A 24,023-nucleotide genomic window follows, 5' to 3' on the forward strand; every position below is an offset into this window, starting at 1 on the left:
TTGACGCGGATCGACTGGTTGGCGATGCGGTCGCCTTCGCTGGCCCCCTCGTCGGCCATCGACTTCTTCGGCGCGGCCTTCTCCTTGGGCGGCTTCGCAGCTTCCTTGGCAGCTTCCTTGGCAGCTTCCTTGGCAGCTTCCTTGGCAACGGGCGCGGGCGCCTCAGCGACGGGCGCGGCCTTGACCTCGACAACGGGCGCCGGCGCTTCGATCGCGGTCTCGCGGAAGGCGCGCTCGAGCTCGTCCAGCGACACCTCGCCCGGACGCAGCGGACGCTCCAGGGTCTGGTCGATCAGCGCGCCCGTGGTCAGCTCCTTGGCGGGAGTAGGCGCCGCGGCAATGGGGGCGTCCGGCACCAGCGGCGGCGCGTCAGCAACGGGAGCAGGAGCCCCCGCAGCCATTGCCGCCATGCCCTGCTCGACCATCGCTTCCAGCTTGTCGATGAGGTCGCGGTCGGTGCCTTCGGGCTCGGCTTCGGTCGCCTCTAACCCTGCGAGGATCTCCTTGATGCGGTCGATCGAGGACAGGATCAGCGTCACCGCCGGGCCGGTCACCGGCATGCCGTCGCGGAACTTGCTCATCAGCGTCTCGCCGGCATGCGCCAGCGCTTCGAGCCGCGGCAGTCCGAGGAAGCCGCACGTACCCTTGATGGTGTGGACCAGGCGGAAGATGTTATCCAGGATCTTGGCGTTGTTCGGCTCCTGCTCGAACTTCACCAGCTGATTGTCCACGGTGTCCAGGCTCTCGCTGGTCTCCGTCAGAAACTCCCGTAACAGATCATCCATGAGCTACGCCTTGACTGAGCTGACCTCGACGCCTGCACCGCGCTTGGAATCGGCGGAAGTCCGCTCCTAGATCGTTAGACAACCCATTTCACGGTCCCGTTAATTTCATCCTCCGTGCTAATACGGATATTGAAGCGAAGTTTGCTGTTCGACCGCGCGAGGCTGCGGTTTTCGGCGAATCCCGCATGCGGCATCGGGCCGAAAGCGCAACAGGTAAACGCGCCGATAACAGCGCCGGGATAGGCGCAGAAAAATCCCGCCAGAATCGGGAGATATGCACGGACCGCGCGAATTGAAACAAATCACGCGCGACCGAAATCGCCTCTGCGACCGTCTATCGATGTTGTGCTGAAATCCGCAAGGATCGCGCTCGCGGTAAACGGATTCTTACCTCGCGAGCGTCGCGGACAATAACGCGCTAACCCAGCCGCGCAGCAGCGGCATGACGTTCGGCAAGACAGTCCTTGACGGCAGCGAGCAGCGCGTTCGGCGTGAACGGCTTGCGCAGGCAGCGCGCGGCGCCGAGCTCGAGCGCCATCCTCAGGAAGTCGGGCGCGGGCGAGTTCAGATCTGCAAAGGCGTAGCCGGACATCGCGATCAGCGGAATGGCGGGTGCATGGTCATGAAAGAACCGGATCGATTCGAAGCCGCGCATATGCGGCATGAAGATGTCGACGATCATCAGGTCGAACTGTTGATGCTCGAGCGCGCGAAGTCCCGCTTCTCCCCCGTCGGCAATCGTCACCCGAAAACCGTTTCGCTGGAGATAGATTTCGATGGCCATGCACACCATCGGGTCGTCGTCGACGACCAGAATATGGCGCGAGCTTTCTGTCGTCGTTCGAGTTTCTCGTTTCGGCGATTCAATAATTGCACCGTAGCGCACGCCGTTCTCCTCTCGCTTGCATTGAAATGGTGATGTCCGCGCGCACAGTCGAACTTGTGCAGCACGCGAACAGGAAGAACGCGAGATCTGCGGCCAGGTCACTCAATGGCGCGAGGCAATTGCTGACGGCTGAAAAGAATCGACGAGGGAGAAAGGTGGTGCGGAGCAGCTGGCAACCGATGAACATGCGGATGCAATGCCTGCCGTCGATTGCCCGTTTCCGGCTCATGAAGGCCCCCTTGCCACTCATTCCCGGTTGATGACGCAGGACTGGCTCGCCGGGCGCACGCACGAATCAGCGCGCAGTTCTCATTTCCGCCGCAAATGCGGCAGGCTGTCTGCCCTTCAACGGGTATATAGACATCAACACAACCAATGAGATATATCTATTTGGCGCGCAGCCAAGCGGACCAGCGCCCAACCAATTGCTGCGAATGCTCGATGCTGCCGACTTCGCTCTGTTGCGCCTCATCTCAATCGCGACTGAATTGGTCAGAAAGACTGTCTTGGGTGAAGGCGTAGCGCTGCGACACGCCTACTCGAAATCATCGATCGGCGGGCACGGAGGCGATCTCGGCTGCATGCAGCGTGCACACCAAGCGGGTATCAAGGCGATGGGCGCAGCTGTGAACAACGAACCAATTGCCAATATATCCCGCCGCGAACATGATGGAACTTGCCGAGGACAGCGAATGCGGGGGCGGGCGTTCCTCCGGCGGAGGAGACGGGAGGCAGATTTGGAAACGATGGTACGCCCATCCAACGGTTTCCTATCAGCACTGTCGGCAGACGATTATGAATTGATCCGTGCACATCTGCGCACGGTCGATCTGCCGCATGATGCGGTGCTGGTCGAAACCGGCGAAACGCTCAAGCGCGCCTATTTCCCGCACCGTGGCGTGATCTCGCTGGTCGTGAAACTTGCCAAGGGCGAGCATGTGCAGGTGGCCATGATCGGCCGTGACAGCCTGCTCGGGACACTCTCGACCATGGGCGATGCCTGCGCGCTGAACACGGCAGTCGTGCTGGTTCCCGGCGTCGCATCGATGATGGACCTCGATCGGCTGCGCATGGCGGCCGAACAGAGCTCCACCCTGCGGACGCTGCTAACGCGCCACGGGCTCGCGGTCTACGCGCAGGTGCAGCAGACCGCGGGCTGCAACGCAGCGCATCCGGTGGAGGCGCGGCTGTCGCGCTGCCTGCTGCACACCCATGATTTGTCGGGCGACTACCGGCTGCTGCTGACCCAGGAGGCCATGGCGCAGATGATCGGGGCGCGGCGCAACAGCGTGTCGCTGGTCGCCAATACCTTGCAGCAGGCCAATTTCATCCACTACAGCCGCGGACACATCCAAATCCTCAATCTGGAGGGGCTGCGCCAGACGGCGTGCGAATGCTACGCCACGGTCAAGGCCCAGTACGACCGGCTGCTCGGGCCCTGACGGGCGCGGCGCGTACCAAAAGAAGTGCTTGCGGCGCATGGTAAAGCAAGTGCTTAACGCCGCCTGCAAAGACCGCATATCTCGAGACCAGAACCGAAATCGGGATGGCGTAGATATCCCGGACGCCTCGCACCGCGACGCGCATCACGGGGACCGGGACACCATGTTCGACGCCGCTTTCGCGCCCGCGCAGGGCGCGCTCGCTACCGCGCCCCTGCGCGAGCTTGAACCGCTGCGCGAGCCTGGCGCGTTCATCGTGCTCGTGCGCGAGATCGGCGAGGACGGCGCCTGTGAAGTGCGCGCGGTGTTCTGGAGCGAGACGAGCGCGCGGCTCAAGCTGTTTCATACGCTCGCGCTCGGCCAGCATCGTGGCCGGATCACGCGCGAGGCGCATTCGCTGAAGAGCACGGCCAGGACGTTCGGCTATCTCAGGCTCGCGGCGCTGGCGCTGCGGCTCGAGAGCACCGCCGGCACCCTGGACGACGCCGAATTCAGCGATCTACGGCAGCAGATGGATGAGGCTTTCACCGCCGCGAAGGCGCAGGAACCGCAGGACTGACCATCGCCGCCTGCACCCCGCCGTACTTATACGGTTTGCAATTTTCACAGATGACTAATCATAGGTGGCGATAGTCGCCGGAAACCAGGAGGGTTTCCATGTTCACCTATGAGACTGCGGACCAGAAAGAGGTCCGTCGCTTCCGCATCGCGCAGTTCAACGGCCGGATGGCCACGGTGAAGGCGGGCGAGTCCACGGTGACGGGTTTTGTCCGCTCGGTGCTGGAGCAGGATTCGACGATCCCGCCGCGCTGGACCATCATCATCATCCCAAGTGCCCCGAAGGAAGAGCCGAAGGCGCGGCGGTCCAATTCGCGCGTGCGCCCCTTCGCCGAGGATTATTTTTAGGCGCGACCGCGCCGCCATCAGGCGGCGCCAGACGACGGCCTCAATCGATCGAATGCAGCAGCGCCGCGCGGACAAGGTCCGCGGTGTTGCGCGCGCCGAGCTTGCGCATCGCTTCGGCCCGATGGCTCTCGAAGGTGCGCGGGCTGATCTGCATCCGGAGCGCCCCCTGCTTGTTCGAAAATCCCTCGCTGATCAGCCGCAGCACTTCACGCTCGCGCTTGGTCAACCGCTTGCCCGACAGGCTCGATAATTCGGAGCCCGCCTCGCGCGGCGCCGGCAGCACGCGGCCGGCCCTCGACTCGGCATCCTCGGTTGTGGACGGCGCAGGCAACGCGCCCTTGTGAGAGCCGGCGAGCTGCTTGACCAGGCCGCAGACGCGCTCGGTCTGCGCCAGTGCGTTCTCCACCACCTGCTGCAAATAGGCACGGTCCGCCGAGACGGGCGCGAGCTGGTCGCTGTGGTGCTTGATCTCGCCCATGTAGAGCAGGAGCGCGGTCAGGGGACCGTTGAGCTCGCGGGCGATGGCCGCACCCATCTCGTCGGCCGCCTTGGCGCGGGCGGCATTCAGCCGGACGAAATCGAGCTCTTCGGTCGGAGCAGTGCTGCTTTCGAACCATTCCGACGGCCGCGAATCAGCAACCGTATCGTTCTGTGACCCCATGTGACTTGTGTAGCGGAACCCGGGGCGGTCTGTGGTTAACTTTTTTCTCCGTAAGACTACGGTGATTTCGTCGCTTCTGTGCGGAAAAGGCGACGCAGGCACAATTTATGCTTGCAGGCGGGGATATTTGACCATGTCAGGGTTGATAAACCTGCCTAAATCATAAGCAGAGTGCCGGAGGCATCCTCAACGATCGCGACTCGCTTGCCCGCGGCGCCCCGGATTTTACGGATAAATTAACGGCGGCCTGCTTCTCTTTGTCACAATTGAGAGCGCGCAAATGCCTCCATGCACTGGGCCGCCGGTAAGGCCTGCTGGAATCGTTGCGAGAGATTGCGTGCCATGGACGAGGTCGACCAGCTTTCGGAGTTCCTGCAGAAGCTGACACCGTTGTCGCGCAGCTGTCTGCTGAGCGAACTCGAGCGGCTCGAATCGTGCGGCATCGACATGCCGGGATCGGCCGGCGTGCAGGCAAAACTGCGCGCCGAGTTCCGCAAGGACGGATCGAACCAGGCGCGCGCCACCAATCCTTCGCGCTACTTCTTCGCGCCGCTCGAGCTGCTCCTGATCGACGGCGCGCCCGAGCACGCCAATGCGGGGCGGATCTCGCGCAACACGCTCACCCCGATCTGGGAATGGATCTGCCGCGACCTGCTGCCGACCATGGCGCGCGACTACGTCAAGGCGATCAACGACCAGGTCACCGCCAACAATCCCAAGGAAGTGCTGAAGATCGCGACGACCTTTCAGTTCAAGGTCGTCAAGGTGCTCGAGAACACGCTCGCCTCGGCCGAGAGCACAGAGTTCGCGCGCGGCAAGCTCGCGCAATACACGGCTTCGCGGACCGCCTTCAACGACGTGAAGAAGATGCAGCAGGTGCTGCGCGCCGGCGACGCACTGCCGAAGTTCAACGCGAAGCTGCCCGAGACCATCACGAAATTCGACGACGGCCAGGTCGCCCAGATCACCGCGCGGCTCGACGCGTTCAAGAAGGCCAATCCCAATGCGCTGCCTTTTGCACTGGCGCTGGTGGCGAGGCGCCTGAAGACATTCTGGCAGCTCGCATACCTTGCGACCAATGCGGCCGCGAGCAAGAGCGCCGCCGACATTGCAGCGGCGCCCTATGCTTGCGTCGTTCCCATGGTGCTCGACCGGCTCGACGACAAGCGCCTCGCCCTGCGGATCGCACTTCGCCACAACCGTTTCCTCGTCGCGCGCGACCTGCTCACCGAAATCTACGAGGCCGAACACGCGCTCAAGCTTCGCATCGACGGCATCGAGCAGAGCGAATGGGGCGCCCGGCTTCAGCAACTGATGGATGCGATCGCGGCGCTGGTGTCGGCCGAGGTCAGCCGCTTCCCCGCCAATGTCGGTCACATCCTCGGATCGCGCCGGCTGCGCAGCCAGGAAACGCTGGGCGGCAAGCTGAGCTATCTGGCCTGGAAGGGCCGCGACGCCGTGCAGGACGGCGCGGCGGCGCTTCGCAAATTGATCGGGGCGACTTAGAGCATGATCCGGAAAAATGTGAAGCGGTTTTCCGACAAGATCATGCTCAAACAGAAAATGTCTCCCCGCTATTCGGGCGCGTGCGGCAGGCACAGGAAGCGATCGAGAAATCGCCCTGACATCACGAACCTGAACCACCAATAGATCAATCGCCGCGTCGTCATAGCTGCAATCCCTGACAGCCCACCACCGGCTAGGTGGACCAATAGCGCAGGTGCAGCAAGACGCATGTGAGGTGCTTCACACTTGTCGGCCCGGCGCCTGCGCGAGTTGTCGCATGACTGACACGCGCGGCGGGGGAACATGCGCGCATCGCGCGAAAATGAATTCGTGGACTGAACGTATCGCTCCTATTCTCCGATGCATCGCATGCTGCATTGGGAAGGAGATAGGCGATGAGATCAATCCGACTGGTGTTGATGGTGACGGCGTGGCTGACGGGCGCATGCGCGCTCACACCGGCGACGATGGCGCAGACGGCACCGCCCTCCGGCAACGCCGCGCCGACCGCCGACAATGCCGTGCTGCTCACCGTCTTCTTCAAGCACGACCAGTCGCGTCCGCTCAGTGAGCTGAACGCGCAGCTCGACAGGCAAGGCTTCCGCAAAGCCTTTCCACCGGCGGGCGTGGAGGTCGTGAGCTGGTACGTGATGATGGGGATCGGCCAGGTGGTCACGCTGCGGCTGCCGGCCTCGCGGCTGCGCGAGGTCAACCGCATCATCGAGGACACCGCCTGGGGGCCGTACCGCACCGAATTCTATCCGACCTATGACTACAAGGCCGTCGGCATGGCCGAACACGACAAGGCGACGGCCAACTGATACCGGCGTTATTGATTTGGGCGAAGCGCGCGCAGCTTCGTCCAATTGCAGGACACCGGCTGCGCTCACGTGCGGTCGGCGTCCTCTTGGAAATCTCAGCGATTGCCGCGCCGCTGCGCGCAAAACGCCGGCGAAAGTGAAATCTTCTCGAAGATAATCGGACAATTTTACATATGATGGCGGCTTTAACGTTACCCGGATAATTCGACAATCGACTGAAGCTCTCCATATTTGAATCCGCTCATATCGGTAACACCACCGTCACGAAACGGGAGTGGTGTGCGATGAGTGATGGGATCAGTGAAGTCGCCGAGCGGAGGCCTAAGACCTTCGGACGGCGAAAGGTGACGCCGCGCGCCTGCGTGGCCGACGGCAAGCGCCATCTGCGCGCCTTCCTGAGCGACGTGCTCGAGGATCTCGGCTTCGTCACCAGCGAATGCGGCAGCGCGGACGAGCTGCAAACGGTGCTTGCCAGCGAATTGCCGGACCTGATCCTGTTCGGCGTCGCCGCTGATGGCATCGAGCCGGGAAAATTTCTGGAGACGCTGGTGCGCGAGGCCTTTGCCGGCAAGGTGGTAGCGGTCGGCGCGCGCGAGTCGATCATCCTGAAGGCGGTACAGCAGGTCGGCGAGGAATATGGACTTGCGATGCTGCCGCCGCTCACGACGCCCTTTGCCGCGGAGACGCTGCGCGAGCGCGTGGCGATGCTGCTGCCCGAGGAGCCGGCACCGAGCCCGGCCGTGCATGTCGGCGAGGCCCTGCATGCGGGCTGGCTCGAGCTCTGGTACCAGTCGAAAATCGACGCGCGCTCGCTGGTCCGCTGCGGCGCCGAGGCGCTGGTGCGGATGCGGCATCCGACCTGGGGCGTGGTGCCGCCGGCCTATTTCATTCCCGAGGCCCATGATCCGCATTTCCGCGCCCTCTCGGAGTTCGTGATCGAGCGCGCGCTGCAGGACTGGCACTATCTCCTGGAGCGGCAGAGCGCAGTCGATCTGTCGATCAACCTGCCTGCGCCCTACCTCCGGGAGCCGCAGGCCGTGCGCGATCTCTGCCGCCGCGTGCCGACGCATCCGGCCTTCGGCGGACTGACGGTCGAGATCGCCAGCGAAGAGGCGATCCACGACATCGAATTCCTCACCGAAGCTGCGCGCGAAATGCGCTTCCACAACATCGGCCTGTCGATCGACAATCTCGGCGCCAACTGGCCGGAGCTGATGGGCCTGGACAATATCCCCTTCATCAACCTGAAGGCCGACCGGCAATTCATCACCGGCTGCGGCAATGATCGCCTGAAGCGGACGGTGTGCAGCCATATCGTCGAACTCGCGCATGGTTACGGTGTGCGCACGGCGGCCGAAGGCATCGAAAGCCGAGCCGACCTGGTGGCCGCCAACGAGCTCGGTTTCGACCTCGTGCAGGGCTATCTGTTCGGCAAGCCGATGCCATTGAAGAAATTTGCAAGAAGCGCGCTGACGCGGACGGTGATGGGGCAAGAGTGAAGCGCGAGGGCCTCAGGCATATCGTCGCGCGAAGAACACGCAGACGACGACGAGCGCGGTCGCGGCGACCATGCTCCAGGCGACTGGCTCGTGCAGCAGGAAGCCGGCCAGCGCCAGGCCGAAGAACGGCTGGAGCTGCTGCAACTGGCCGACGCGAGCGATGCCGCCGATCGCTAGCCCGCGATACCAGAAGATGAATCCGACGAACATGCTGAAGATCGAGACATAAGCGAGCCCGATCCAGGCCGGCGCACCGACGCCGCTCCATGTCGACGGCCAGGTCCAGATCATGACGGGCAGCATCAGCGGCAGCGCCAAAAGCAACGCCCAGGAGATGACCTGCCAGCCGCCAATCCGGCGCGACAGCGCGGCACCCTCGGCGTAGCCGAGCCCGCACAGCACGATCGCGGCCACCATCAGGAGATCGCCAGCGACTGATGCGGTGCCGTCATTCGAGAGGGCAAAGCCTGCCACCGTGGCGCTGCCGAGAATTGCGAACAGCCAGAACAGCGGCTGCGGCCGCTCGCCGCCACGCAGCACGGCGAAGATCGCGGTCGACAGCGGCAGCAGGCCGATGAAGACGATCGAGTGCGCCGAGGTGATGTGCTGGAGCGCCAGCGCCGTCAGCAAGGGGAAGCCGACCACGACGCCGATGGAGACGATGGTCAACGAGGCGAGATCCCGGCGCGCCGGCCACGCCTGGCGCAGCAAGCCGAGTACGGCCGCACCGATCAGCGCCGCGATGATTGCCCGCGCCGACGTCAGGAACAGCGCGGAGAAGCCGCCGACCGCGACGCGCGTCGCCGGCAGCGAGCCGCTGAAGATGATGACGCCGAGAAGCCCGTTGCCCCAGCCGCTGCCCGCAGATTGCATGTCCGTCCCACTTTTTGAGTTGCCATCTTCGGCCTTCGGCGGTGGCGAGACCAGTGACAATCCAGTACAATCCGGCCAATCTGTATTGGTGTGGAAGGCAGTACACCTTGGACATCGAAGCGCGAACGAAGGGGCGCGGCGGCACCCGGACCATAGACGTGATGAGCGCGATCCGCGCCAAGATCGCCGGACGCGCGCTTGGTGCCGGCGACCGCCTGCCGGCGATCCGCAGCCTTGCCGCCACGATGCGCGTCTCGCCGTCCACGGTGGTGGAGGCCTATGATCGCCTCGCCGCCGAAGGCCTGATCCGCGCGCGCCGCGGCGCGGGCTTCTATGTATCGCCGACGGTCACGCCGCCGCTCGCCTTGACCGAGGTCGAGCCGCGCCGCGATCGGGCGGTCGATCCGTTCTGGGTCTCCAGGCAGTCGCTCGACACCGATGCGGCCGTGCCAAAACCCGGTTGCGGCTGGCTGCCGCCGGAGTGGATGCCGGAAGCAGCGTTGCGGCGCGCCGCCCGCGCGCTTGCCCGCACCGACGCGAGCGTGCTGACCAATTACGGCTCGACATCCGGCTCGCTTGCGCTGCGCCGGCTGCTGCTCGCGCGCCTCGCCGAAGACGAGATCGAGGCCTCGATCAGCCAGCTGATGCTGACGGGCTCGGGCACGCAGGCAACCGACCTGATTTGCCGCTTCCTGCTCCGTCCCGGCGACACCGTGCTGGTCGACGATCCTTGCTACTTCGATTTTCGTGCGCTGCTGCGCGCGCATCAGGCGAACATCGTCAGCGTGCCCTACACGCCGTCGGGCCCTGATGTCGCGCGCTTCGAACAGATTCTTAGCGGCGAGCGGCCGCGGCTCTACATCACCAATTCAGCGCTGCACAATCCGACCGGCGCGACGCTTTCCCTCCAGACCGCGCACCGGCTGTTGACCGCGGCGGCTGCGCATGACCTCACCATCATCGAGGACGACATTTTTGGCGACTTCGAGCCGGAGCGATCGCCGCGCCTTGCCGCGCTGGATGGCCTGAACCGCGTCATCCGCATCGGCAGCTTCTCCAAGACGCTCTCGGCCTCGGTTCGCTGCGGCTACATCGCTGCGCGCGCCGACTGGGTCGAGCATCTCGTCGACCTCCAGGTCGCCACCAGCTTTGGTGGCCCGAGCCCGGTCGCGACCGAGATCATCGCCAAGGTTCTGGCCGGCGGCAGTTACCGCAAGCACATGGACGAGCTCAGGCAAAAGCTCGCGCGCACCCGACGCGACGTCGCGCGAAAGCTCGGGGCGTTGGGCATCGAGCCCTGGCTGATGCCGCGCGGCGGCTTCTTCCTGTGGTGCCACCTCGCCGACGGGCATGATGCCACCGCCGTTGCACGCGCCGCGCTCGAAGAGGACGTGGTGCTCGCGCCCGGCAACGTGTTCAGCGTGTCGCAATCGGCGTCGAATTCCATGCGCTTCAACGTGGCGCATATGAGCGATCCACGGATCTGGGACGTGCTGCGGCGAGCGCTAAAGGCACAGCCCAATCGCTAGTACCACGGCTCCTCATAGACCGGCTGGCCATCGAGCAACAGCCGCTTGATGGCGGCGCGGCCTGAGGGCAGCACGGCGGCGACGACGCGCAGCTTTTGCTGGTTGCGGGCCTGCTCGAGCGTCTTGCCCTCGCCTTCCGGCACGAAATAGCTTTCGAGGCCGTATCTGATCTGCAGCTTGTCGCAGAAGGTGCGGCCACTCGAACCGCAGGAATAAACGACGCGGCCGCGGATCAGCACGTCGGGCGCCGTGACCGTCACAGGCGCGGCATGCACGGAAACCGCCTGATAGAGGCCGTTGGCATCGGGTGCGAGCTTGATGAACACGATCGGATTGCGCTCGGCGGTCGGCTGGCCGGCGAGCGCACCTGCCGGCACCTGCGAGATGTCGTAGCCGAGCACGACATAGTCGCCGCGCAGGAGATCGCGGGGATCGAGCGGCCGGGTCTGCAAAATCACCTCACGGCCTTCGCGCAGGATCTTCACGCGGTCGGCAACCATCAGAACCAGCAGCGCGCATTGCAGCAGGATGGCGGCACCGAACAGCACGGGCTTCGGGATACGCTGCCATAGCGCGGCGAGCTTGATCATCGTTCAGCCCTCGGCAGCGCGCGATTGAGTGCGGTTGCGAATACGACGGCAATGACGCCGGCCACCGCCAGGAAGGCCGAGCGGCGCAGCAGCGAGCCCTTCACCGCCCAGGTGATCGCGGCGATGACGCCGGCGATACCGAGCCAGCCGGCGACGATCCGCGGACGCACATCGTCGAGCACGCCGGAGACGACGAGGCACAGCATGGCGCAGAGCAGCGCGGCATAAGCGAACCAGGGCTCGCCCGCCGCAGATGCCGGCCAGATCGGCGCAGCGAGCAGCACGAGCCCGATCGCGCAGGCCGCGAGGATTTCGCCGGCACGCCTGGTCACGCCGGCGGATGCGAGCGCGAGCACCACACCCGCGACGCCGCACATGATCGCCCACGATGGTTGGGCCGCGGTCGTGCTTGTCCGAAGGCGGAAGAGATCGTCGACCGTTGTCACCTCCAGGAAGGCGACGACGGCCAGCGCGAACGCGCCATAGATCGCCAGGACGGATCCAAGCCGGTGCGCCCGCGGCGACGGCACGGCGGCGATCGCGAGCCCGCCGCCGAACAGCAGGGCCGCGCCGTTCGCCAGCACGAACGACGGCTGGACGCCATCGACGTCGAAGCGCAGCGACGTCGCGATCCACCACGGCAGCACCGCGATCGCGACGAGATGGGCAGCGACCCGGGAATGCCACGCGAGCGCGATAGCGGCGGCGATCAGCCAGACCACCACGAATTGAAGGTGAAGGGCGTCCGGCGCATCATAGGCGCGCATGCAGGTCCAGATGCAGGCGGCCGCGAGCCCGACCGCAAGCGCGCCGCGCGAGCCGGTCAGCAGCGCCGCGGCAAATGCGCCGATCGACCACAACAGCATGCCGCCGGCAAAATCATCGCCGAGATGATACATCTGGCCGACCAGCGCGATGCCTGCGCCGTAGATGATCGCGCCGATGCTCGAACAGAGGTCGGCGAGAACAATGCGGCCGCTCGCCGCGAACCACGCCCCGAGGCCGCCGGCGACGATCATGCCGGCAAGCAGGATCGCGAACCGCAACAGCCGCGCGATCTCGGTCCAATGCGCCGCGACGAAGGCAAGGAAGGCGGCCGCGATCAACAGGCCCCCGACGATGGCAACGATCACCGCGATGTTGATGCCCGGCGACAGCGGCGGCAGCGCACCACGAATGGAGGCGGCGGCCGCCGGCGCAATCACGCCATCGGCCTCCCATTGCGCAAGATCAGCTTCGAGGCGCTGCCGGTAGGTCTTGTCGAACATCGTGGTGGATCACCTGACGGCTGGCCTGCGGCTGGCTCCCTGCCGGCCGCGGGATGTTGGTCGAATCGCGCCGGTGGCAGGTTCAACCTATCACCGCGCTGAGGGGCATTCCCCGGCCTGACGACAAAAAAGTCGAAAACAACCCCATGCACAGTAGACGGCGGCTGCCGGCGCGAGGCGCGCTGCAACCGGCGAAGCATCTGATGCGGTGGGTAAAATTTGGAGAGCGGCGCACGCCGGGTGGAGGTGGGTCGGAATCGACACTGTAGCTAGTTGTTGGCGACACTGCCGCCAGGTTTCCAATCACGCTTTCGGAGGTCGGCAGAGATAAATGGCGACCGCAGCGTCGGCGACTTCGGATGACCTCGCGCGGCGTTTGACACGTCGGGCAAAACAGGAGCACGATGTCATCATTGCAAAGCGCCTGATCGGCACTGACGCTGTTGAGCTCATCGAAGCGGACGCGGCTGGGCGGCGCTTCCAGTTCGTGTGACACGCTACCTAGTTCAGGCGCGCTCATGGTCGGGCGCGCCGCGCAATTTTGTGCATTGTCAACGTAACTCGAAACGGCAGCGCTAGTTCGCCTTGATGCCGGCCTCGCTGATCAGCTTGCCCCATTTCGCGCTTTCGCTCTGAATGAAGCGGCCAAACTCTTCCGGGGACGTCGGGGCGGGCTCTGCGCCGAGGGTCTGGATCCTCCCGGCCACCGATGGGTCCTTCAGGGCTTTTACGAAGGCCTCATTCAGTCTGACGACGATGTCCAGAGGCGTGCCTGAAGGAGCGACCAGCCCGAACCAGCCGACGGATTCGAAGCCCGCAATGCCGCTCTCGGCGAGCGTCGGCACGTCGGGCAGGGACGGAACACGGCGTGCCGAAGACACGCCGATCGCGTTGAGCTTGCCGTCGAGAATCAATTGCATCGACGCAGGAATGTCCAGCACCGCGAAGGGCACATGGCCTGCGAGAACGTCGACCGACGCCGGCGCCGTGCCGCGATACGGGACCAGCTCCATGTCGATCCCCGTCTTCTGCGTGAATAGCGCGGCCGTCAAATGCATCGCCGTCGAATTGCCGCCATGGCCGATCGACAGCGCGCCGGGCTTCGCCTTGGCGAGTGCGATCGCCTCCGCAACGTTGTGCGCGGGAATGTCGGCCGACGAGACCAGCACGAACGGAATTTCCGCAAGCAGCGTGATCGGCGCGAGATCCTTCGGATCGAACGGCATCGACGAATTGAGGTGCGGATTCACCGTCAGCGCGCCCGCCGGCGCGACGCCGAGCGTGTAGCCGTCGGGCTTGGCCTGAGCGACAGCCGCCATGCCGATATTGCCCCCGGCCCCGGCGCGATTCTCGATCACCAGGCTCTGCCTGAGCTCGGCGGTGACGAGCGGCTCGAGCGCGCGGATGACGGTGTCGGCACTGCCGCCGGGCGGGAAGGTCACGATGATCTTGATCAACTGCTCCGGATAGGCCGCGTCGACTGCCTGTAGCGGCAACGCGGCGAGAACCGCACCCGACAGCACGGCCAGAATGCGGCGCCTTGCAACGTGAAACACGCTCTCCTCCCTGGTCTCTTTTATGAATTGCTTACGCCGCCACGCCGGTGAGACGCGCCAACAATGCTTGTGGATCTTCAGGCGTCGCCTGCCCGCGCCAGGCGATGTGCTGGTCGGGCCGCACCAGCACGAGCTTCTCGGCATAGGCGCCGTTGACCTCGTCCGGCGCGATGTCGATCAGTGTGAGCGGAACGCCACGCGCTTCTGCGGCGGACTGCAATCGTGCCACATCGATCGCCGGATCGAACCGCAAGAGATTGTAGCCCGTACCGAATGCGTCGTAGAGTGATCGCCCGTCGCGCAGGAAAACGTGCGGCGCGCGTGCGCCCGGCACGGTGGAGGGGGTGAAGCTGCCCATCGCGTAAACCGGCGGGGTCTCGCCATCATAAGCGATGATCGGCGAGGTGTCGTAGTAATAGCCGAAGTTCAATCCGGCGCAGCAATATTGCTGCACGTTGAGATCATAGGCTGCTTTGGCCAGTGCCGCGCGCGCCGCGTGGCCCCGCGGCGTGTCGTCCTCGATCTCTGCCGATACGCCGCCGCGCTGCGCCATCATCTTCATCGCGTGGTCCATCGCAAAGCGCGACACCTGGTCGGTGATGGGCTGGCGCTCTGCCTCGTAGGCGTCGAGCATCGCAGCGGACGCCCAGCCGTTCAGATGCGCCGCCAATTGCCAGCAGAGATCGACGGCGTCGGCGATGCCGGCGTTCATGCCATAGCCCGCATAGGGCATCCACAGATGCGCGGCGTCGCCGCAGATGAATACCCTGCGGTCGCGGAAGCGATTGGCCACCAGCCGGCGCCCGACCCAGTCTTCCTTGCTGACAATCTTGTATTCGAAACGCTCGTCGACGCCGAGAATGGCGCGGATCGACCAGTCGCGATCGACCGAGTCGAACTCGGGCTCGTCGGGCCTGAGGTGGTTGTGGATCAGCCAGCGGTCGTGACCGTCGATCGCCACCGTCGTGCCCGAGCGTCGCGGGTTGAGCGACAGCACCATCCAGGCCGGCTTGTGCGCCCCCATCAACTCCTTCAGTTGCGGCGCTTCGATAAAGGTCGATTGTACGCGCTGAATCACCGGCGTTCCGGACAGGCTTGCTCCAATCGCTTTGCGAACCAACGAGCGGCTGCCGTCGCACCCGATGATAAAACTGGCTTCGATTCGAAGCGTCTCTCCGCTGTCGAGATTGCGCGCACGCGCAACCGCGTGGTCATCGTCCTGCTCGATCTCAGTGATTTCCGTGCGCGCCAGAATAGTGATGCCCGCCTGGGCGGCGGCGTGGCTGAACAGGATCGGCTCGAGATAGACTTGATTGATCCGGTGCGGCGGCTCCGGCGTCGGCCACCAGGTGTCGGGGCCGCCGGTCGCGCTGTAGCGGCGCGCGCGGGAAGGAATGTCGATACGGCAGAGCTCGATGCCGGTCGCCGTGGTCCGGTAGGAGCAATCGTTCGGGAAGTCCGCGGGCAGGCCCGCATCGCGCAGCTTTGTCGCCACGCCGAGCCTCCGGAACACTTCCATCGAGCGCGCCGACACGTGATTGCATTTGACGTTGGGCGGATCACCGGCATGGCGGATCTCGGCGACGACGACGTCGATGCCGCGCGAGGCCAGATCCATCGCCGCGGTCAATCCGACCGGGCCGGCACCCACGATCAGGACCTGTGTCCTCACGGTCTGTCTCCATCCCAAGGCCGCGAACTTTGCCGCTTGCGCAGCATGCATTTTATTGCAGGCTCGGTTATAAGATTAGCCGGAAAGAACTCATCAATTCATGAGCTTTGCCTATGAACGTCACCCTGCGGCAGCTGCGGGCCTTTACCGGCGTGTATCGTACGCGCAGCATCACGCGGGCGGCGCGCGAGCTGGGAATCACGCAATCCGCCGCAAGCCTCCTGATCCAGCAGCTCGAGGTCCAGCTCGGCGTCAGGTTGTTTGACCGCTCCACGCGCTCCGTGCAGCCGACGCCGGCGGCCGACGAGGCCTATCAATCCGCCGAACGGATGCTGAGCGATGCGCTCGGCCTGTCACGACGCATGCGCGACCTCGCGCAGGCGCGCGCCGGCCGCGTTGCGTTTCTGGCGTCGGCCGGCGCGGCCTCGGCGCTGCTGCCGCCGGTGCTGGCAAAATTCCGCGCAGGCTTTCCTGACATCGAGATCGACATGCGCGACATGGCGGCCGACGATCTCGTTCCACGCATGATGTCGACGGACGCGGAATTCGCGATCGGCAGCGTGGAAGGTGAATTGCCTGAGATGACGATCGAGACCCTGACCCGCGGCAGGCTGAGTGCGATCGGCCGGCGCACAGCCGACTTCGCCGCGCAGCCGTCGCTGACATGGGACGAGTTGGCCGAGTGGCCGACAATCGCGATGCGGCGCGAGACGCGCATCCGCATGCAAATCGATCTGGCGCTGAGCGCGCAGGGCAAGCGGCTCACGCCCACCCATGAAGTGGCGCTGATCAACACCGCGCTCGCCATGACGGCTCAGGGGCTGGGACTTGCCATTCTTCCCGCCACGATGCTGCCGGCCGATCAGTTTCCGACCCTGATCGCAAGGCCTCTGGTGCGGCCGGCCATCACGCGACCGGTGTCGCTGCTGCAGCGGCAGGGCCGATCGCTGTCGCCGGCGGCGCAGGCGTTCGTGGCGACGGTACGGACGGTGCTAGCGGGGCGGGTTTCTTGAATTGGCGGAGAGGGAGGGATTCGAACCCCCGATAGGCTTGCACCTATGCCGCATTTCGAGTGCGGTGCATTCAACCACTCTGCCACCTCTCCTGAAGGCGCCATGGTAGGAGCAGGGCCCCTGTGGTTGGGGGCGTTAATAGGCGAGGATGGCGGGCCAGACAAGGCGCGAAAGGGGAAAATCCGCTGCCTCTTTCCGCCCCGTACCAGCTCAATTCTTGTTTGCCGCGTTTTCTCGGCGCGAACCGGCGTCCACTTCGCTTGAAAACGCTCTTGTCCCGGGAGGAACTGCCATGGAGCACCTGACGATCTCCGCCAATGGCGCCAAATTCCATCTGGTGCGCGCCGGAGGCGGCAAACCGCTGCTTTTGCTGCATGGTTGGCCGGAATTCTGGCTGACCTGGGAGCCGGTGATCTCAAGGCTTTCGGACCGTTTCACGCTGATCGCGCCCGATCTGCGCGGCTTTGGCGACAGCGACAAGCCGGACGGGGTTTTCGGGCCGGACGGCCATGCGGCCGATATGCTCGCGCTGATGGACGGGCTCGGCATCGCGCGATTTGGCGTGGTCGGCCATGATGTCGGCGGCGCGGTGATGCAGCAGCTCGGCCGCCAGGCGCCGGAGCGGCTGGCCGGGCTGTTTCTGTTCGATTTCGTCTATCCCGGCATCGGGCCGCGGATGGCCGCGCCCGAAAGGCTCAACCACATCTGGTATCAATCTTTCCACCAGATGGAGATGGCACCTCGGCTCGTCGGCGCGAGCCGTGAGAGCTGCCGGCTCTATATCGCGCACTTCCTGAAAGCATGGGCCCATCGCAAGGACGCGTTCGACGACGTCCTCGACAGCTTCGGCGACAACTTCTTCAAGGAGGGCAATCTCGCCGGCGGCTTTGCGCATTATAGGGCGTCGCATGCAGGCCGCATCGCGATGATGAAGGGCGAAGCGCCGCAGCTATCGCCGATCGACGTGCCGACCTGCGTGCGCTGGGCCGAGCACGATCCGCTGTTTCCCTATGAATGGACCGACCGGCTGGGAGAGACGTTTGCCGAGCTCGATCTGGCGATGTTTCCTGGCGTCGGACACTTTCCGCATCGCGAGGACCCGGATCGCGCGGCGACGGAAATCGCGGCGTTCTTTCGGCGGATCGGCTGGAGCTGAAGGGCAGGGGCAGCTGAAGCGGGGGCTGGTCGAACGGGCGATCGCATACGGCATTTTGTACGAGCTGAGTGCGCGCCTCGTCCTTCGAGACGACCGCTTCGCGGTCTCCTCAGGATGAGGCTAAGCGGCATCGGTGCCCGTTGAAACTGCTGCCTCACACCTGGTCCTCATCCTGAGGGCCCGCCAACGGCGGGCGTCTCGAAGGATGGCCACTGGGAAATCGTTCGGGCGCGAGTCCGGTCCGATCCGATCATGCTCAAAGAGAACGGGTGGGACCGCCAGACGCGGTAAACACTGGCGGTCCCGTGCCGCTCATCGAAATGCTGGCCAGGAAGGGCGGCTTCGCAGGCCTGCGTGAGGCGACGATTCGACCCTAGCGTGCAGATGCTCCGCCGCAACGCAATCCGTCCCTTAACCTAACCAGTCAAGGTTACTCCTTGTCGGCCTTCTGGCCGTTCTTGTTGTTTTCCTTGCCCTTTTTCTTGCCGTTCTCGGTAGAATCCCGGCCCTTGCCGTTGCCGCCATCCTTGCGGCGATTTGTAAAGCGCGCATTGCCAAGGCCGGTGCCGATGGTGAGCACGCCCCAGCGATCGACATCCTGCATGAACGGCACCTCCGAGAGGCCCTGAACCACGCCGTCATTGTGCATCAGGATCGCGGTGTCGTGCTCGCCGATCTGCGGAATGGCTTCGATCAGGCTCGCCGGCAGGTTGAACTTGCTGCTCTCCCAATTGCCCGGCAGGTTCTGCGCGCCCTTCTCGATCGAGCCGTCGGCGTTGACCACGCCGGGACAGGCGATGCCGATGAAGGGCGCGAGCTTGAAGCCGTCGGTCTCGGCCTCGGTGATCAGCCCCTTCAGCATCTTGGCCAGTCGCTTCACCGCGCCTTCGCGCGTCGGCTCGTCGTCGGCGTGACGCCACAGCTCGGACTTCGCGACCTTGGCCTTCGACAGGTCCCTGGCCTTCTTCCAGCCGGTCTCCACCAGGCCGCAGCGGATGTTGGTGCCGCCGATATCGACCGCGAGGATGCTGTCATGCGCCTCGAGAATCCAGGATGGCGCCAGATGCAGCGCGCCGATCATGCCGGCCTCGTCGGGATGGGCGCGGATCGGCATCACGTCGATCTTGAAATCCTCGGATTTCAGGATGATTTCCGTGCGCGCGATCGCGAGCTCGCCGAGCCGGGAGTCGCGAAAACCGCCGCCGACCACGATGCGCTCGGTCCTGGCCCAGGCCTTGGTCTTGAGGAAGCGCCGCGTGACATAGGCGAGCTCCTGGGCGAATTCCTCGATCGCGCTGTGCACGATCGCAGACGCCTCGGTGTCGTCGCCGACCAGGATCGCATCCAGGGTCTTCTTGCTGATCTGGTCCGAGGGCTCGTCGCCGAAGGGATCTTCGCCGGATTTGCGCAAGGGTTTGCGCCAGCGGTCGAGCATCTCCCGGAACGCGCCCTTGCTGGCGCGGTCGCCGAGGAAGCCGTCCTCGTCCTTCAGTTCGACGTTGAGGCTGTCGATATCGACCGACGGCAGCCGGACCGCGCCGTGCTGCGCGATGCCCGTGGTCGCGACCAATTCGTCCGTTGCCATGGAAAGCCCTTGCCCGTGTCCGAATTCGCGGAGACAACGGCGCGGGAACCCGTTGGTTGCAGGGCCGGCGGCAGATTCGGACGCGCGGTGGATTGGCACCAAATCCTTCCAATCCTGGGCCTTTTCGCCTGCTTTTCCTTGACTCTCCTGGGATGGCGGCTATAAGTCCCACAACCGGCGCGGGGCGTTTCTCGCGCCGCCTGTTTTTGCGTGGGTTTTCAAAGGGATAACTCCCGCCCGCACAAAACGCGCATAAACCCATAGCGACTGACAAAAAGCCGGCCCCGACAAGATGTCGCGAGGCCGGGATTGAACACGAAGGAAAACAACGATGTTCGCAGTCATCAAAACCGGCGGCCGGCAGTACCGCGTCGTTCCGGATGATGTCCTGGAAGTAGGCAAGATCGAAGGCGAAGTCGGCACGATCGTGCAGCTGAGCGAAGTTCTTATGGTCGGCGGCGACACGCCGGTGCTGGGTCTGCCCACTGTGGCCGGTGCGTCCGTGGCCGTCGAGGTGCTCGACCACAAGCGCGGGCCGAAGGTCATCGCGTTCAAGAAGCGCCGCCGCAAGAATTCGCGCCGCAAGCGTGGCTATCGCGACGAGATCACGGTTCTCCGCATCTCCGAGATCCTGACGGACGGCGCCAAGCCCACCAAGGGTCCGCGTCCGAAGCGGGAAAAGGTGGCGAAGGAAGCCGACAAGGAAGCCGACGCCGCATAAAATCGATCACGCCAATTCACGAATTGATGCGTGAGAGATTTTGAAATGATTCCGTCAAGGAATTGACCTAGACATACGCAGGATTTCGGAGACGAGCCATGGCTCACAAAAAAGCAGGCGGTTCATCGCGCAACGGTCGCGATTCCAAGGGTAAGCGCCTCGGCGTCAAGGTGTTCGGCGGGGAGCACGTGATTCCCGGCAACATCATCGCGCGTCAGCGCGGCACCACCTGGCATCCCGGCCTTAATGTCGGCATGGGCACGGACCACACCCTGTTCGCCAAGATCGAGGGCCGTGTGGAATTCCAGGCCAAAGCCAACGGCCGCACCTTCGTAGCGGTACTCCCGCTCGCAGAGGCTGCTGAATAGACGGTGGATCTCATTTGGAGTCCGCCGGGTCCTTGACCGAACCGGCGGAGCTCCAGAGATCATAGAGATCGAAGGCTCCGGGGGGAGGCAGGGAAACCGGCCTCCCCCTTTTCGTTTGACGAGCTCACTTTCCACTTAGTGACTTTGACGGAGCCGGACATGTTGCAGGATTTCTCGAGCGTGACCTTGCGGGAGGCGAGACCTGGTGTCGTCGCCACCGAACGGCTGACCTTGCGGCGGCCGACACTCGCCGACGTCAGGACCATCGCCCGCCTCGCCAACGACCGCCGCGTCGCGGAAAACACCCGCCGCCTCCCCCATCCCTATTCGCAGGACGATGCCGTCGCGTTCGTCCGCGCCACCGCCGCGCTCGGCAGCGAGACCGTGTTCCTGATCGAATACGACACCACGCCGGTCGGCATGGTCGGTATCGACCGCTCCACGCCCGACAATGCCGAGCTCGGCTACTGGCTCGGCGTCGAGCATTGGGGCCGGGGCTTTGCTACCGAAGCCGCGCGCGGCGCCATCGACTTCTTCTTCGAGGAGTTCGAGGACGATCAGCTCTATTCGGGTGCGCGCGTCACCAACCCGGCCTCGCGCAACGTGCTGGAGAAGTGCGGCTTCCAGTGGAGCGGCGTGCAACTGCACCGCTTCCTGGCGTTGGGCTCGTCGACGCCGGTCGACTGCTTCCGCCTCTCGCGCGGGGTGTGGTCGTCGCTGAAGAGCTGGAGCAGCGCGCGGCGGATGAGGTAGGCGGGGCGCTGCGTCACTCTCCCTGTCGTCCCGGGGCGCGACGAAGTCGCGAGCCCGGGACCCATAATCCCAGGAAGGAGTGTAAGGCGACGCTCCCACTCCGAGTCATCGCAAAACTGCTTCCTGTGGGTATGGGTCCCGGATCTGCGCTTCGCTTGTCCGGGACGACATCGTGGTTTACGCGGGCGGAGTAACATCTCCGCCGGCGCGGCCGAGATCGCGCTCACGCAGATAGATGTAGAAGCCAGCGCCGATGATGATCGCGGCGCCGACGATGGTGGCAACCTGCGGCACATCGCCGAACACGACGAAGCCGAAGATCACGGCCCAGACGATCATCGAATATTGATACGGCACCACCACGCTCGCCGGCGCGAGCTTCAGCGAGCGGTTGACGCAGAACAGTGCCGTCACCGAGATGCATCCGGCCAGCGCGAAGAACACGAGGCTGCCCGGCGTCGGCGGCACCCAGTGGAATGCGGACAGCACAGCGCCCAGCGAAAACGTCCCGATGAATTGCGAGGACGCCATCACGATGTCGGGCGTCTTGCGCAGGCTGCGCGTGATCAGCATCAAGGTTGCAAACGACAGGCTGCCGCCGAGCGCGATCAGCGCCGGCAGGCTCACCGTCTGCGCCGACGGCCGCAGCGCGATCAGCACGCCGCAAAAGCCGATCAGGATCGCGGTCCAGCGCCGCCAGCCGACCTTCTCGCCCAGAAAGATCGCCGACATCGCGGTGACGAAGATGGGGCCGGCGAGATAGTAGGTGATGACGTCGGCGAGCGGCAGATAGACCGTTGCGAGGAAGAAGGCGGCGACCTCCAGCGTCGACAGCACCACGCGAAACAGCTGCAGGCGCGGCCGCTCCAGTTGCAGGAACTGATGACGCTGTCGCCAGATCAGCGGCGACAACAGCAGCAGCGCCGCGCAGGCGCGCAGGAACAGGAGCTGCCCCACCGAATAGGTCCCGACCAGGAACTTGCCCATGGCGTCGCCGAACGAGAACATGAAGATCGACAGCACCATGAGCGCGATGCCGGCCAGCCGCGCCGAGCGGTCGTCATAGGCGGAGAGATTCTTGAAGAAGGGCATTGCTGTCGTTCATGAAAACCCGTCATTGCAATGACGAGCGAAAAGGGCGTCGCAAATCAGCGACTAGAGTCGCTTGCGGTCGTTTTAGTGGCGTGGGCGACGGGGGCAAGCCCGCCACCTCAAATTGAACGGATTGTCGTGCTCCCTGATCGGGCGCCGGCCGGTTGGTTAAGCAAGGGGCCAGATTCGCCGAAATTCGGCCGATTTGCGGGTAAGCCCGGGTTGCCGCGCGGGACCGGCTGGCCTACCTATGACCCATGAAATTCCTCGACGAAGCAAAGGTCTATATCCGCTCCGGTGACGGCGGCAACGGCTGCGTGGCGTTCCGCCGCGAGAAGTTCATCGAATTCGGCGGCCCGTCGGGCGGCAATGGCGGCCGCGGCGGCAGTGTCATCCTCGAAGTCGCCGACGGCCTCAACACGCTGATCGATTACCGCTACCAGCAGCATTTCAAGGCCCAGAAGGGCGAGAACGGCGCAGGCTCGGACCGCCACGGCGCCAACGGCAAGGCGATCGTGCTCAGGGTTCCCATGGGCACGCAGATCTTCGACGAAGATCGCGAGACGCTGATCCACGACTTCACCAATCTCGGCGAGAAATTCGTGCTCGCCGAGGGCGGCAATGGCGGCTTCGGCAACGCACATTTCAAGTCCTCGACCAACCGCGCGCCGCGCAACGCCAATCCCGGCCAGCCCGGCGAGGAGCGCTGGATCTGGCTGCGGCTCAAGCTGATCGCGGATGCCGGTCTGGTCGGCATGCCCAATGCCGGCAAGTCGACCTTCCTCTCCAAGGTCAGCGCGGCCAAGCCGAAGATCGCCGACTATCCCTTCACCACACTGCATCCGCAGCTTGGCGTCGTGAACGCCGACGGCCGCGAATTCGTGCTCGCCGACATTCCCGGCCTGATCGAGGGCGCGCACGAAGGCACCGGTCTCGGCGACCGCTTCCTCGGCCATGTCGAGCGCTGCCGCGTGCTGCTGCATCTGATCGACGCCACCTGCGAGCACGCCGGCAAGGCCTACAAGACGGTGCGCAAGGAGCTCGACGCCTATGGCGGGTTGCTCACCGACAAGATCGAGATCGTCGCGCTGAACAAGATCGACGCGGTCGAGCCGGACGAGCTGAAGAAGCAGAAGGAGCGGCTGAAGCGCGCCGCCAAGAAGACGCCGCTGCTGCTCTCAGGGATCACCGGCGACGGTGTCAAGGAAGCGCTCCGCGCACTCGTCGATGTGATCGGCGAGGCCCCGGTGTCGGCCAAGGCGAAGAGCGCGGCCGAAGCGGAGCCGTGGTCGGCGTAATCCCGTCCCGCTTGTCTTCGCGCCCTCGATAGCGCAGCATCCG

Annotated in this window: 24 protein-coding genes and 1 tRNA gene; 14 read left to right on the forward strand and 11 right to left on the reverse strand. The window is 64.6% G+C overall.

Annotation, left to right across the window (positions count from 1 at the left end; genetic code table 11):
• A partial coding sequence (locus tag ABID59_RS36455; RefSeq protein ID WP_354086558.1) for an Hpt domain-containing protein occupies nt 1–785 on the reverse strand: 785 nt, incomplete at its 3' end.
• 418 nt (nt 786–1,203) lie between these two features.
• Nucleotides 1,204–1,653 carry a response regulator gene (locus tag ABID59_RS36460; protein ID WP_354086586.1) on the reverse strand — a complete coding sequence of 150 codons (450 nt, stop codon included), beginning with the start codon at nt 1,651–1,653 and terminating at the stop codon, nt 1,204–1,206.
• A gap of 764 nt (nt 1,654–2,417) precedes the next feature.
• On the opposite strand from ABID59_RS36460, the gene ABID59_RS36465 reads away from it, so the two are divergent.
• The 3 genes from ABID59_RS36465 (at nt 2,418) to ABID59_RS36475 (ending at nt 4,019) form a co-directional block, all read left to right on the forward strand.
• The gene (locus tag ABID59_RS36465; RefSeq protein ID WP_354086559.1) at nt 2,418–3,113 is read left to right on the forward strand and encodes a Crp/Fnr family transcriptional regulator; all 696 of its coding nucleotides are present in this window, start codon (nt 2,418–2,420) and stop codon (nt 3,111–3,113) included.
• A 163-nt stretch (nt 3,114–3,276) separates the two neighbouring features.
• Nucleotides 3,277–3,672, forward strand: a complete 396-nt coding sequence (locus ABID59_RS36470; protein WP_354037620.1) for an Hpt domain-containing protein — start codon at nt 3,277–3,279, stop codon at nt 3,670–3,672.
• Between the two features lie 98 nt (nt 3,673–3,770).
• Nucleotides 3,771–4,019: a hypothetical protein gene (locus tag ABID59_RS36475; protein ID WP_354086560.1), complete on the forward strand. Its 249-nt coding sequence runs from the start codon at nt 3,771–3,773 to the stop codon at nt 4,017–4,019.
• Between the two features lie 40 nt (nt 4,020–4,059).
• Here the strand turns inward: ABID59_RS36475 and ABID59_RS36480 are convergent, their stop codons facing one another.
• A complete protein-coding gene (locus ABID59_RS36480) occupies nt 4,060–4,680 on the reverse strand; it encodes a LuxR C-terminal-related transcriptional regulator (protein ID WP_354086561.1) in 621 nt (206 codons plus the stop codon).
• A 342-nt stretch (nt 4,681–5,022) separates the two neighbouring features.
• On the opposite strand from ABID59_RS36480, the gene ABID59_RS36485 reads away from it, so the two are divergent.
• The 3 genes from ABID59_RS36485 to ABID59_RS36495 all read left to right on the forward strand — a co-directional run bounded on the left by ABID59_RS36485 (nt 5,023) and on the right by ABID59_RS36495 (nt 8,506).
• Nucleotides 5,023–6,186 (forward strand): hypothetical protein, encoded by a 1,164-nt coding sequence (locus ABID59_RS36485; protein ID WP_354086562.1) that lies wholly within the window; start codon nt 5,023–5,025, stop codon nt 6,184–6,186.
• Nucleotides 6,187–6,581: 395 nt separating this feature from the next.
• Complete coding sequence (locus ABID59_RS36490) at nt 6,582–7,007, forward strand: hypothetical protein (protein ID WP_354086563.1); 426 nt, start codon at nt 6,582–6,584, stop codon at nt 7,005–7,007.
• Between the two features lie 284 nt (nt 7,008–7,291).
• Complete coding sequence (locus ABID59_RS36495) at nt 7,292–8,506, forward strand: EAL domain-containing response regulator (protein ID WP_354086564.1); 1,215 nt, start codon at nt 7,292–7,294, stop codon at nt 8,504–8,506.
• A 12-nt stretch (nt 8,507–8,518) separates the two neighbouring features.
• On the opposite strand, the gene ABID59_RS36500 is transcribed toward ABID59_RS36495, so the two are convergent.
• Nucleotides 8,519–9,379: a DMT family transporter gene (locus ABID59_RS36500; protein WP_354086565.1), complete on the reverse strand. Its 861-nt coding sequence runs from the start codon at nt 9,377–9,379 to the stop codon at nt 8,519–8,521.
• A gap of 161 nt (nt 9,380–9,540) precedes the next feature.
• On the opposite strand from ABID59_RS36500, the gene ABID59_RS36505 reads away from it, so the two are divergent.
• Nucleotides 9,541–10,908: an aminotransferase-like domain-containing protein gene (locus ABID59_RS36505; RefSeq protein ID WP_502916858.1), complete on the forward strand. Its 1,368-nt coding sequence runs from the start codon at nt 9,541–9,543 to the stop codon at nt 10,906–10,908.
• Here the strand turns inward: ABID59_RS36505 and ABID59_RS36510 are convergent.
• A complete protein-coding gene (locus tag ABID59_RS36510) occupies nt 10,905–11,498 on the reverse strand; it encodes a GDYXXLXY domain-containing protein (RefSeq protein WP_354086568.1) in 594 nt (197 codons plus the stop codon). The two genes, ABID59_RS36505 and ABID59_RS36510, sit on opposite strands and share 4 nt — an antisense overlap.
• On the reverse strand, nt 11,495–12,766 hold the full coding sequence (locus ABID59_RS36515) for a DUF2157 domain-containing protein (protein ID WP_354086569.1): 1,272 nt from the start codon (nt 12,764–12,766) through the stop codon (nt 11,495–11,497). Before ABID59_RS36515 ends, ABID59_RS36510 begins: the two co-directional genes overlap by 4 nt.
• A 331-nt stretch (nt 12,767–13,097) precedes the next feature.
• Here ABID59_RS36515 and ABID59_RS36520 point away from each other — a divergent pair, with 331 nt between their 5' ends.
• Entirely contained in the window at nt 13,098–13,259 is a 162-nt protein-coding gene (locus tag ABID59_RS36520) for a hypothetical protein (RefSeq protein WP_354037613.1), read from the forward strand.
• An 82-nt stretch (nt 13,260–13,341) separates the two neighbouring features.
• Here the strand turns inward: ABID59_RS36520 and ABID59_RS36525 are convergent, their stop codons facing one another.
• Nucleotides 13,342–14,322 carry a Bug family tripartite tricarboxylate transporter substrate binding protein gene (locus ABID59_RS36525; protein WP_354086570.1) on the reverse strand — a complete coding sequence of 327 codons (981 nt, stop codon included), beginning with the start codon at nt 14,320–14,322 and terminating at the stop codon, nt 13,342–13,344.
• Nucleotides 14,323–14,353: 31 nt separating this feature from the next.
• Nucleotides 14,354–16,045: an FAD-dependent oxidoreductase gene (locus ABID59_RS36530; RefSeq protein ID WP_354086571.1), complete on the reverse strand. Its 1,692-nt coding sequence runs from the start codon at nt 16,043–16,045 to the stop codon at nt 14,354–14,356.
• A 62-nt stretch (nt 16,046–16,107) separates the two neighbouring features.
• Between ABID59_RS36530 and ABID59_RS36535 the strand changes: the two genes are divergently transcribed.
• Complete coding sequence (locus tag ABID59_RS36535) at nt 16,108–17,007, forward strand: LysR family transcriptional regulator (RefSeq protein WP_354086572.1); 900 nt, start codon at nt 16,108–16,110, stop codon at nt 17,005–17,007.
• A gap of 2 nt (nt 17,008–17,009) precedes the next feature.
• On the opposite strand, the gene ABID59_RS36540 is transcribed toward ABID59_RS36535, so the two are convergent.
• Nucleotides 17,010–17,099 (reverse strand) — tRNA-Ser (locus tag ABID59_RS36540).
• Between the two features lie 200 nt (nt 17,100–17,299).
• Between ABID59_RS36540 and ABID59_RS36545 the strand changes: the two genes are divergently transcribed.
• Nucleotides 17,300–18,163 (forward strand): alpha/beta fold hydrolase, encoded by an 864-nt coding sequence (locus tag ABID59_RS36545; protein ID WP_354086573.1) that lies wholly within the window; start codon nt 17,300–17,302, stop codon nt 18,161–18,163.
• A gap of 430 nt (nt 18,164–18,593) precedes the next feature.
• Here ABID59_RS36545 and ABID59_RS36550 read toward each other — a convergent pair whose 3' ends face one another.
• On the reverse strand, nt 18,594–19,748 hold the full coding sequence (locus tag ABID59_RS36550; protein WP_354086574.1) for an ROK family protein: 1,155 nt from the start codon (nt 19,746–19,748) through the stop codon (nt 18,594–18,596).
• A gap of 331 nt (nt 19,749–20,079) precedes the next feature.
• Here ABID59_RS36550 and rplU point away from each other — a divergent pair, with 331 nt between their 5' ends.
• From rplU to ABID59_RS36565, 3 genes are all read left to right on the forward strand, one after another.
• On the forward strand, nt 20,080–20,469 hold the full coding sequence (gene rplU, locus ABID59_RS36555) for a 50S ribosomal protein L21 (protein WP_354086575.1): 390 nt from the start codon (nt 20,080–20,082) through the stop codon (nt 20,467–20,469).
• A gap of 98 nt (nt 20,470–20,567) precedes the next feature.
• Nucleotides 20,568–20,837, forward strand: a complete 270-nt coding sequence (rpmA, locus tag ABID59_RS36560) for a 50S ribosomal protein L27 (protein ID WP_128962840.1) — start codon at nt 20,568–20,570, stop codon at nt 20,835–20,837.
• A 159-nt stretch (nt 20,838–20,996) separates the two neighbouring features.
• Nucleotides 20,997–21,590 (forward strand): GNAT family N-acetyltransferase, encoded by a 594-nt coding sequence (locus tag ABID59_RS36565; RefSeq protein WP_354031103.1) that lies wholly within the window; start codon nt 20,997–20,999, stop codon nt 21,588–21,590.
• Between the two features lie 177 nt (nt 21,591–21,767).
• Here the strand turns inward: ABID59_RS36565 and ABID59_RS36570 are convergent, their stop codons facing one another.
• Nucleotides 21,768–22,682 carry a DMT family transporter gene (locus ABID59_RS36570; RefSeq protein ID WP_354086576.1) on the reverse strand — a complete coding sequence of 305 codons (915 nt, stop codon included), beginning with the start codon at nt 22,680–22,682 and terminating at the stop codon, nt 21,768–21,770.
• A 257-nt stretch (nt 22,683–22,939) separates the two neighbouring features.
• Here ABID59_RS36570 and obgE point away from each other — a divergent pair, with 257 nt between their 5' ends.
• Nucleotides 22,940–23,980, forward strand: coding sequence for a GTPase ObgE (obgE, locus tag ABID59_RS36575; RefSeq protein WP_148755150.1), 1,041 nt, complete (start codon nt 22,940–22,942; stop codon nt 23,978–23,980).
• The last annotated feature ends 43 nt before the right edge of the window (nt 23,981–24,023 follow it).

It is taken from the genome of Bradyrhizobium sp. S3.3.6, assembly GCF_040546905.1.
Lineage (GTDB): Bacteria > Pseudomonadota > Alphaproteobacteria > Rhizobiales > Xanthobacteraceae > Bradyrhizobium > Bradyrhizobium cytisi.

What these genes read in the sequence shown, in the direction of transcription:
- ABID59_RS36465 (WP_354086559.1), top strand. Translation starts at nt 2,418, where the DNA reads ATGGTACGCCCATCCAACGGTTTCCTATCAGCACTGTCGGCAGACGAT.
- ABID59_RS36470 (WP_354037620.1), top strand. Translation starts at nt 3,277, where the DNA reads ATGTTCGACGCCGCTTTCGCGCCCGCGCAGGGCGCGCTCGCTACCGCG.
- ABID59_RS36475 (WP_354086560.1), top strand. Translation starts at nt 3,771, where the DNA reads ATGTTCACCTATGAGACTGCGGACCAGAAAGAGGTCCGTCGCTTCCGC.
- ABID59_RS36480 (WP_354086561.1), bottom strand. Translation starts at nt 4,680, where the DNA reads ATGGGGTCACAGAACGATACGGTTGCTGATTCGCGGCCGTCGGAATGG.
- ABID59_RS36485 (WP_354086562.1), top strand. Translation starts at nt 5,023, where the DNA reads ATGGACGAGGTCGACCAGCTTTCGGAGTTCCTGCAGAAGCTGACACCG.
- ABID59_RS36490 (WP_354086563.1), top strand. Translation starts at nt 6,582, where the DNA reads ATGAGATCAATCCGACTGGTGTTGATGGTGACGGCGTGGCTGACGGGC.
- ABID59_RS36495 (WP_354086564.1), top strand. Translation starts at nt 7,292, where the DNA reads ATGAGTGATGGGATCAGTGAAGTCGCCGAGCGGAGGCCTAAGACCTTC.
- ABID59_RS36500 (WP_354086565.1), bottom strand. Translation starts at nt 9,379, where the DNA reads ATGCAATCTGCGGGCAGCGGCTGGGGCAACGGGCTTCTCGGCGTCATC.
- ABID59_RS36505 (WP_502916858.1), top strand. Translation starts at nt 9,541, where the DNA reads ATGAGCGCGATCCGCGCCAAGATCGCCGGACGCGCGCTTGGTGCCGGC.
- ABID59_RS36510 (WP_354086568.1), bottom strand. Translation starts at nt 11,498, where the DNA reads ATGATCAAGCTCGCCGCGCTATGGCAGCGTATCCCGAAGCCCGTGCTG.
- ABID59_RS36515 (WP_354086569.1), bottom strand. Translation starts at nt 12,766, where the DNA reads ATGTTCGACAAGACCTACCGGCAGCGCCTCGAAGCTGATCTTGCGCAA.
- ABID59_RS36520 (WP_354037613.1), top strand. Translation starts at nt 13,098, where the DNA reads ATGGCGACCGCAGCGTCGGCGACTTCGGATGACCTCGCGCGGCGTTTG.
- ABID59_RS36530 (WP_354086571.1), bottom strand. Translation starts at nt 16,045, where the DNA reads ATGCATGCTGCGCAAGCGGCAAAGTTCGCGGCCTTGGGATGGAGACAG.
- ABID59_RS36535 (WP_354086572.1), top strand. Translation starts at nt 16,108, where the DNA reads ATGAACGTCACCCTGCGGCAGCTGCGGGCCTTTACCGGCGTGTATCGT.
- ABID59_RS36545 (WP_354086573.1), top strand. Translation starts at nt 17,300, where the DNA reads ATGGAGCACCTGACGATCTCCGCCAATGGCGCCAAATTCCATCTGGTG.
- ABID59_RS36550 (WP_354086574.1), bottom strand. Translation starts at nt 19,748, where the DNA reads ATGGCAACGGACGAATTGGTCGCGACCACGGGCATCGCGCAGCACGGC.
- rplU (WP_354086575.1), top strand. Translation starts at nt 20,080, where the DNA reads ATGTTCGCAGTCATCAAAACCGGCGGCCGGCAGTACCGCGTCGTTCCG.
- rpmA (WP_128962840.1), top strand. Translation starts at nt 20,568, where the DNA reads ATGGCTCACAAAAAAGCAGGCGGTTCATCGCGCAACGGTCGCGATTCC.
- ABID59_RS36565 (WP_354031103.1), top strand. Translation starts at nt 20,997, where the DNA reads ATGTTGCAGGATTTCTCGAGCGTGACCTTGCGGGAGGCGAGACCTGGT.
- ABID59_RS36570 (WP_354086576.1), bottom strand. Translation starts at nt 22,682, where the DNA reads ATGCCCTTCTTCAAGAATCTCTCCGCCTATGACGACCGCTCGGCGCGG.
- obgE (WP_148755150.1), top strand. Translation starts at nt 22,940, where the DNA reads ATGAAATTCCTCGACGAAGCAAAGGTCTATATCCGCTCCGGTGACGGC.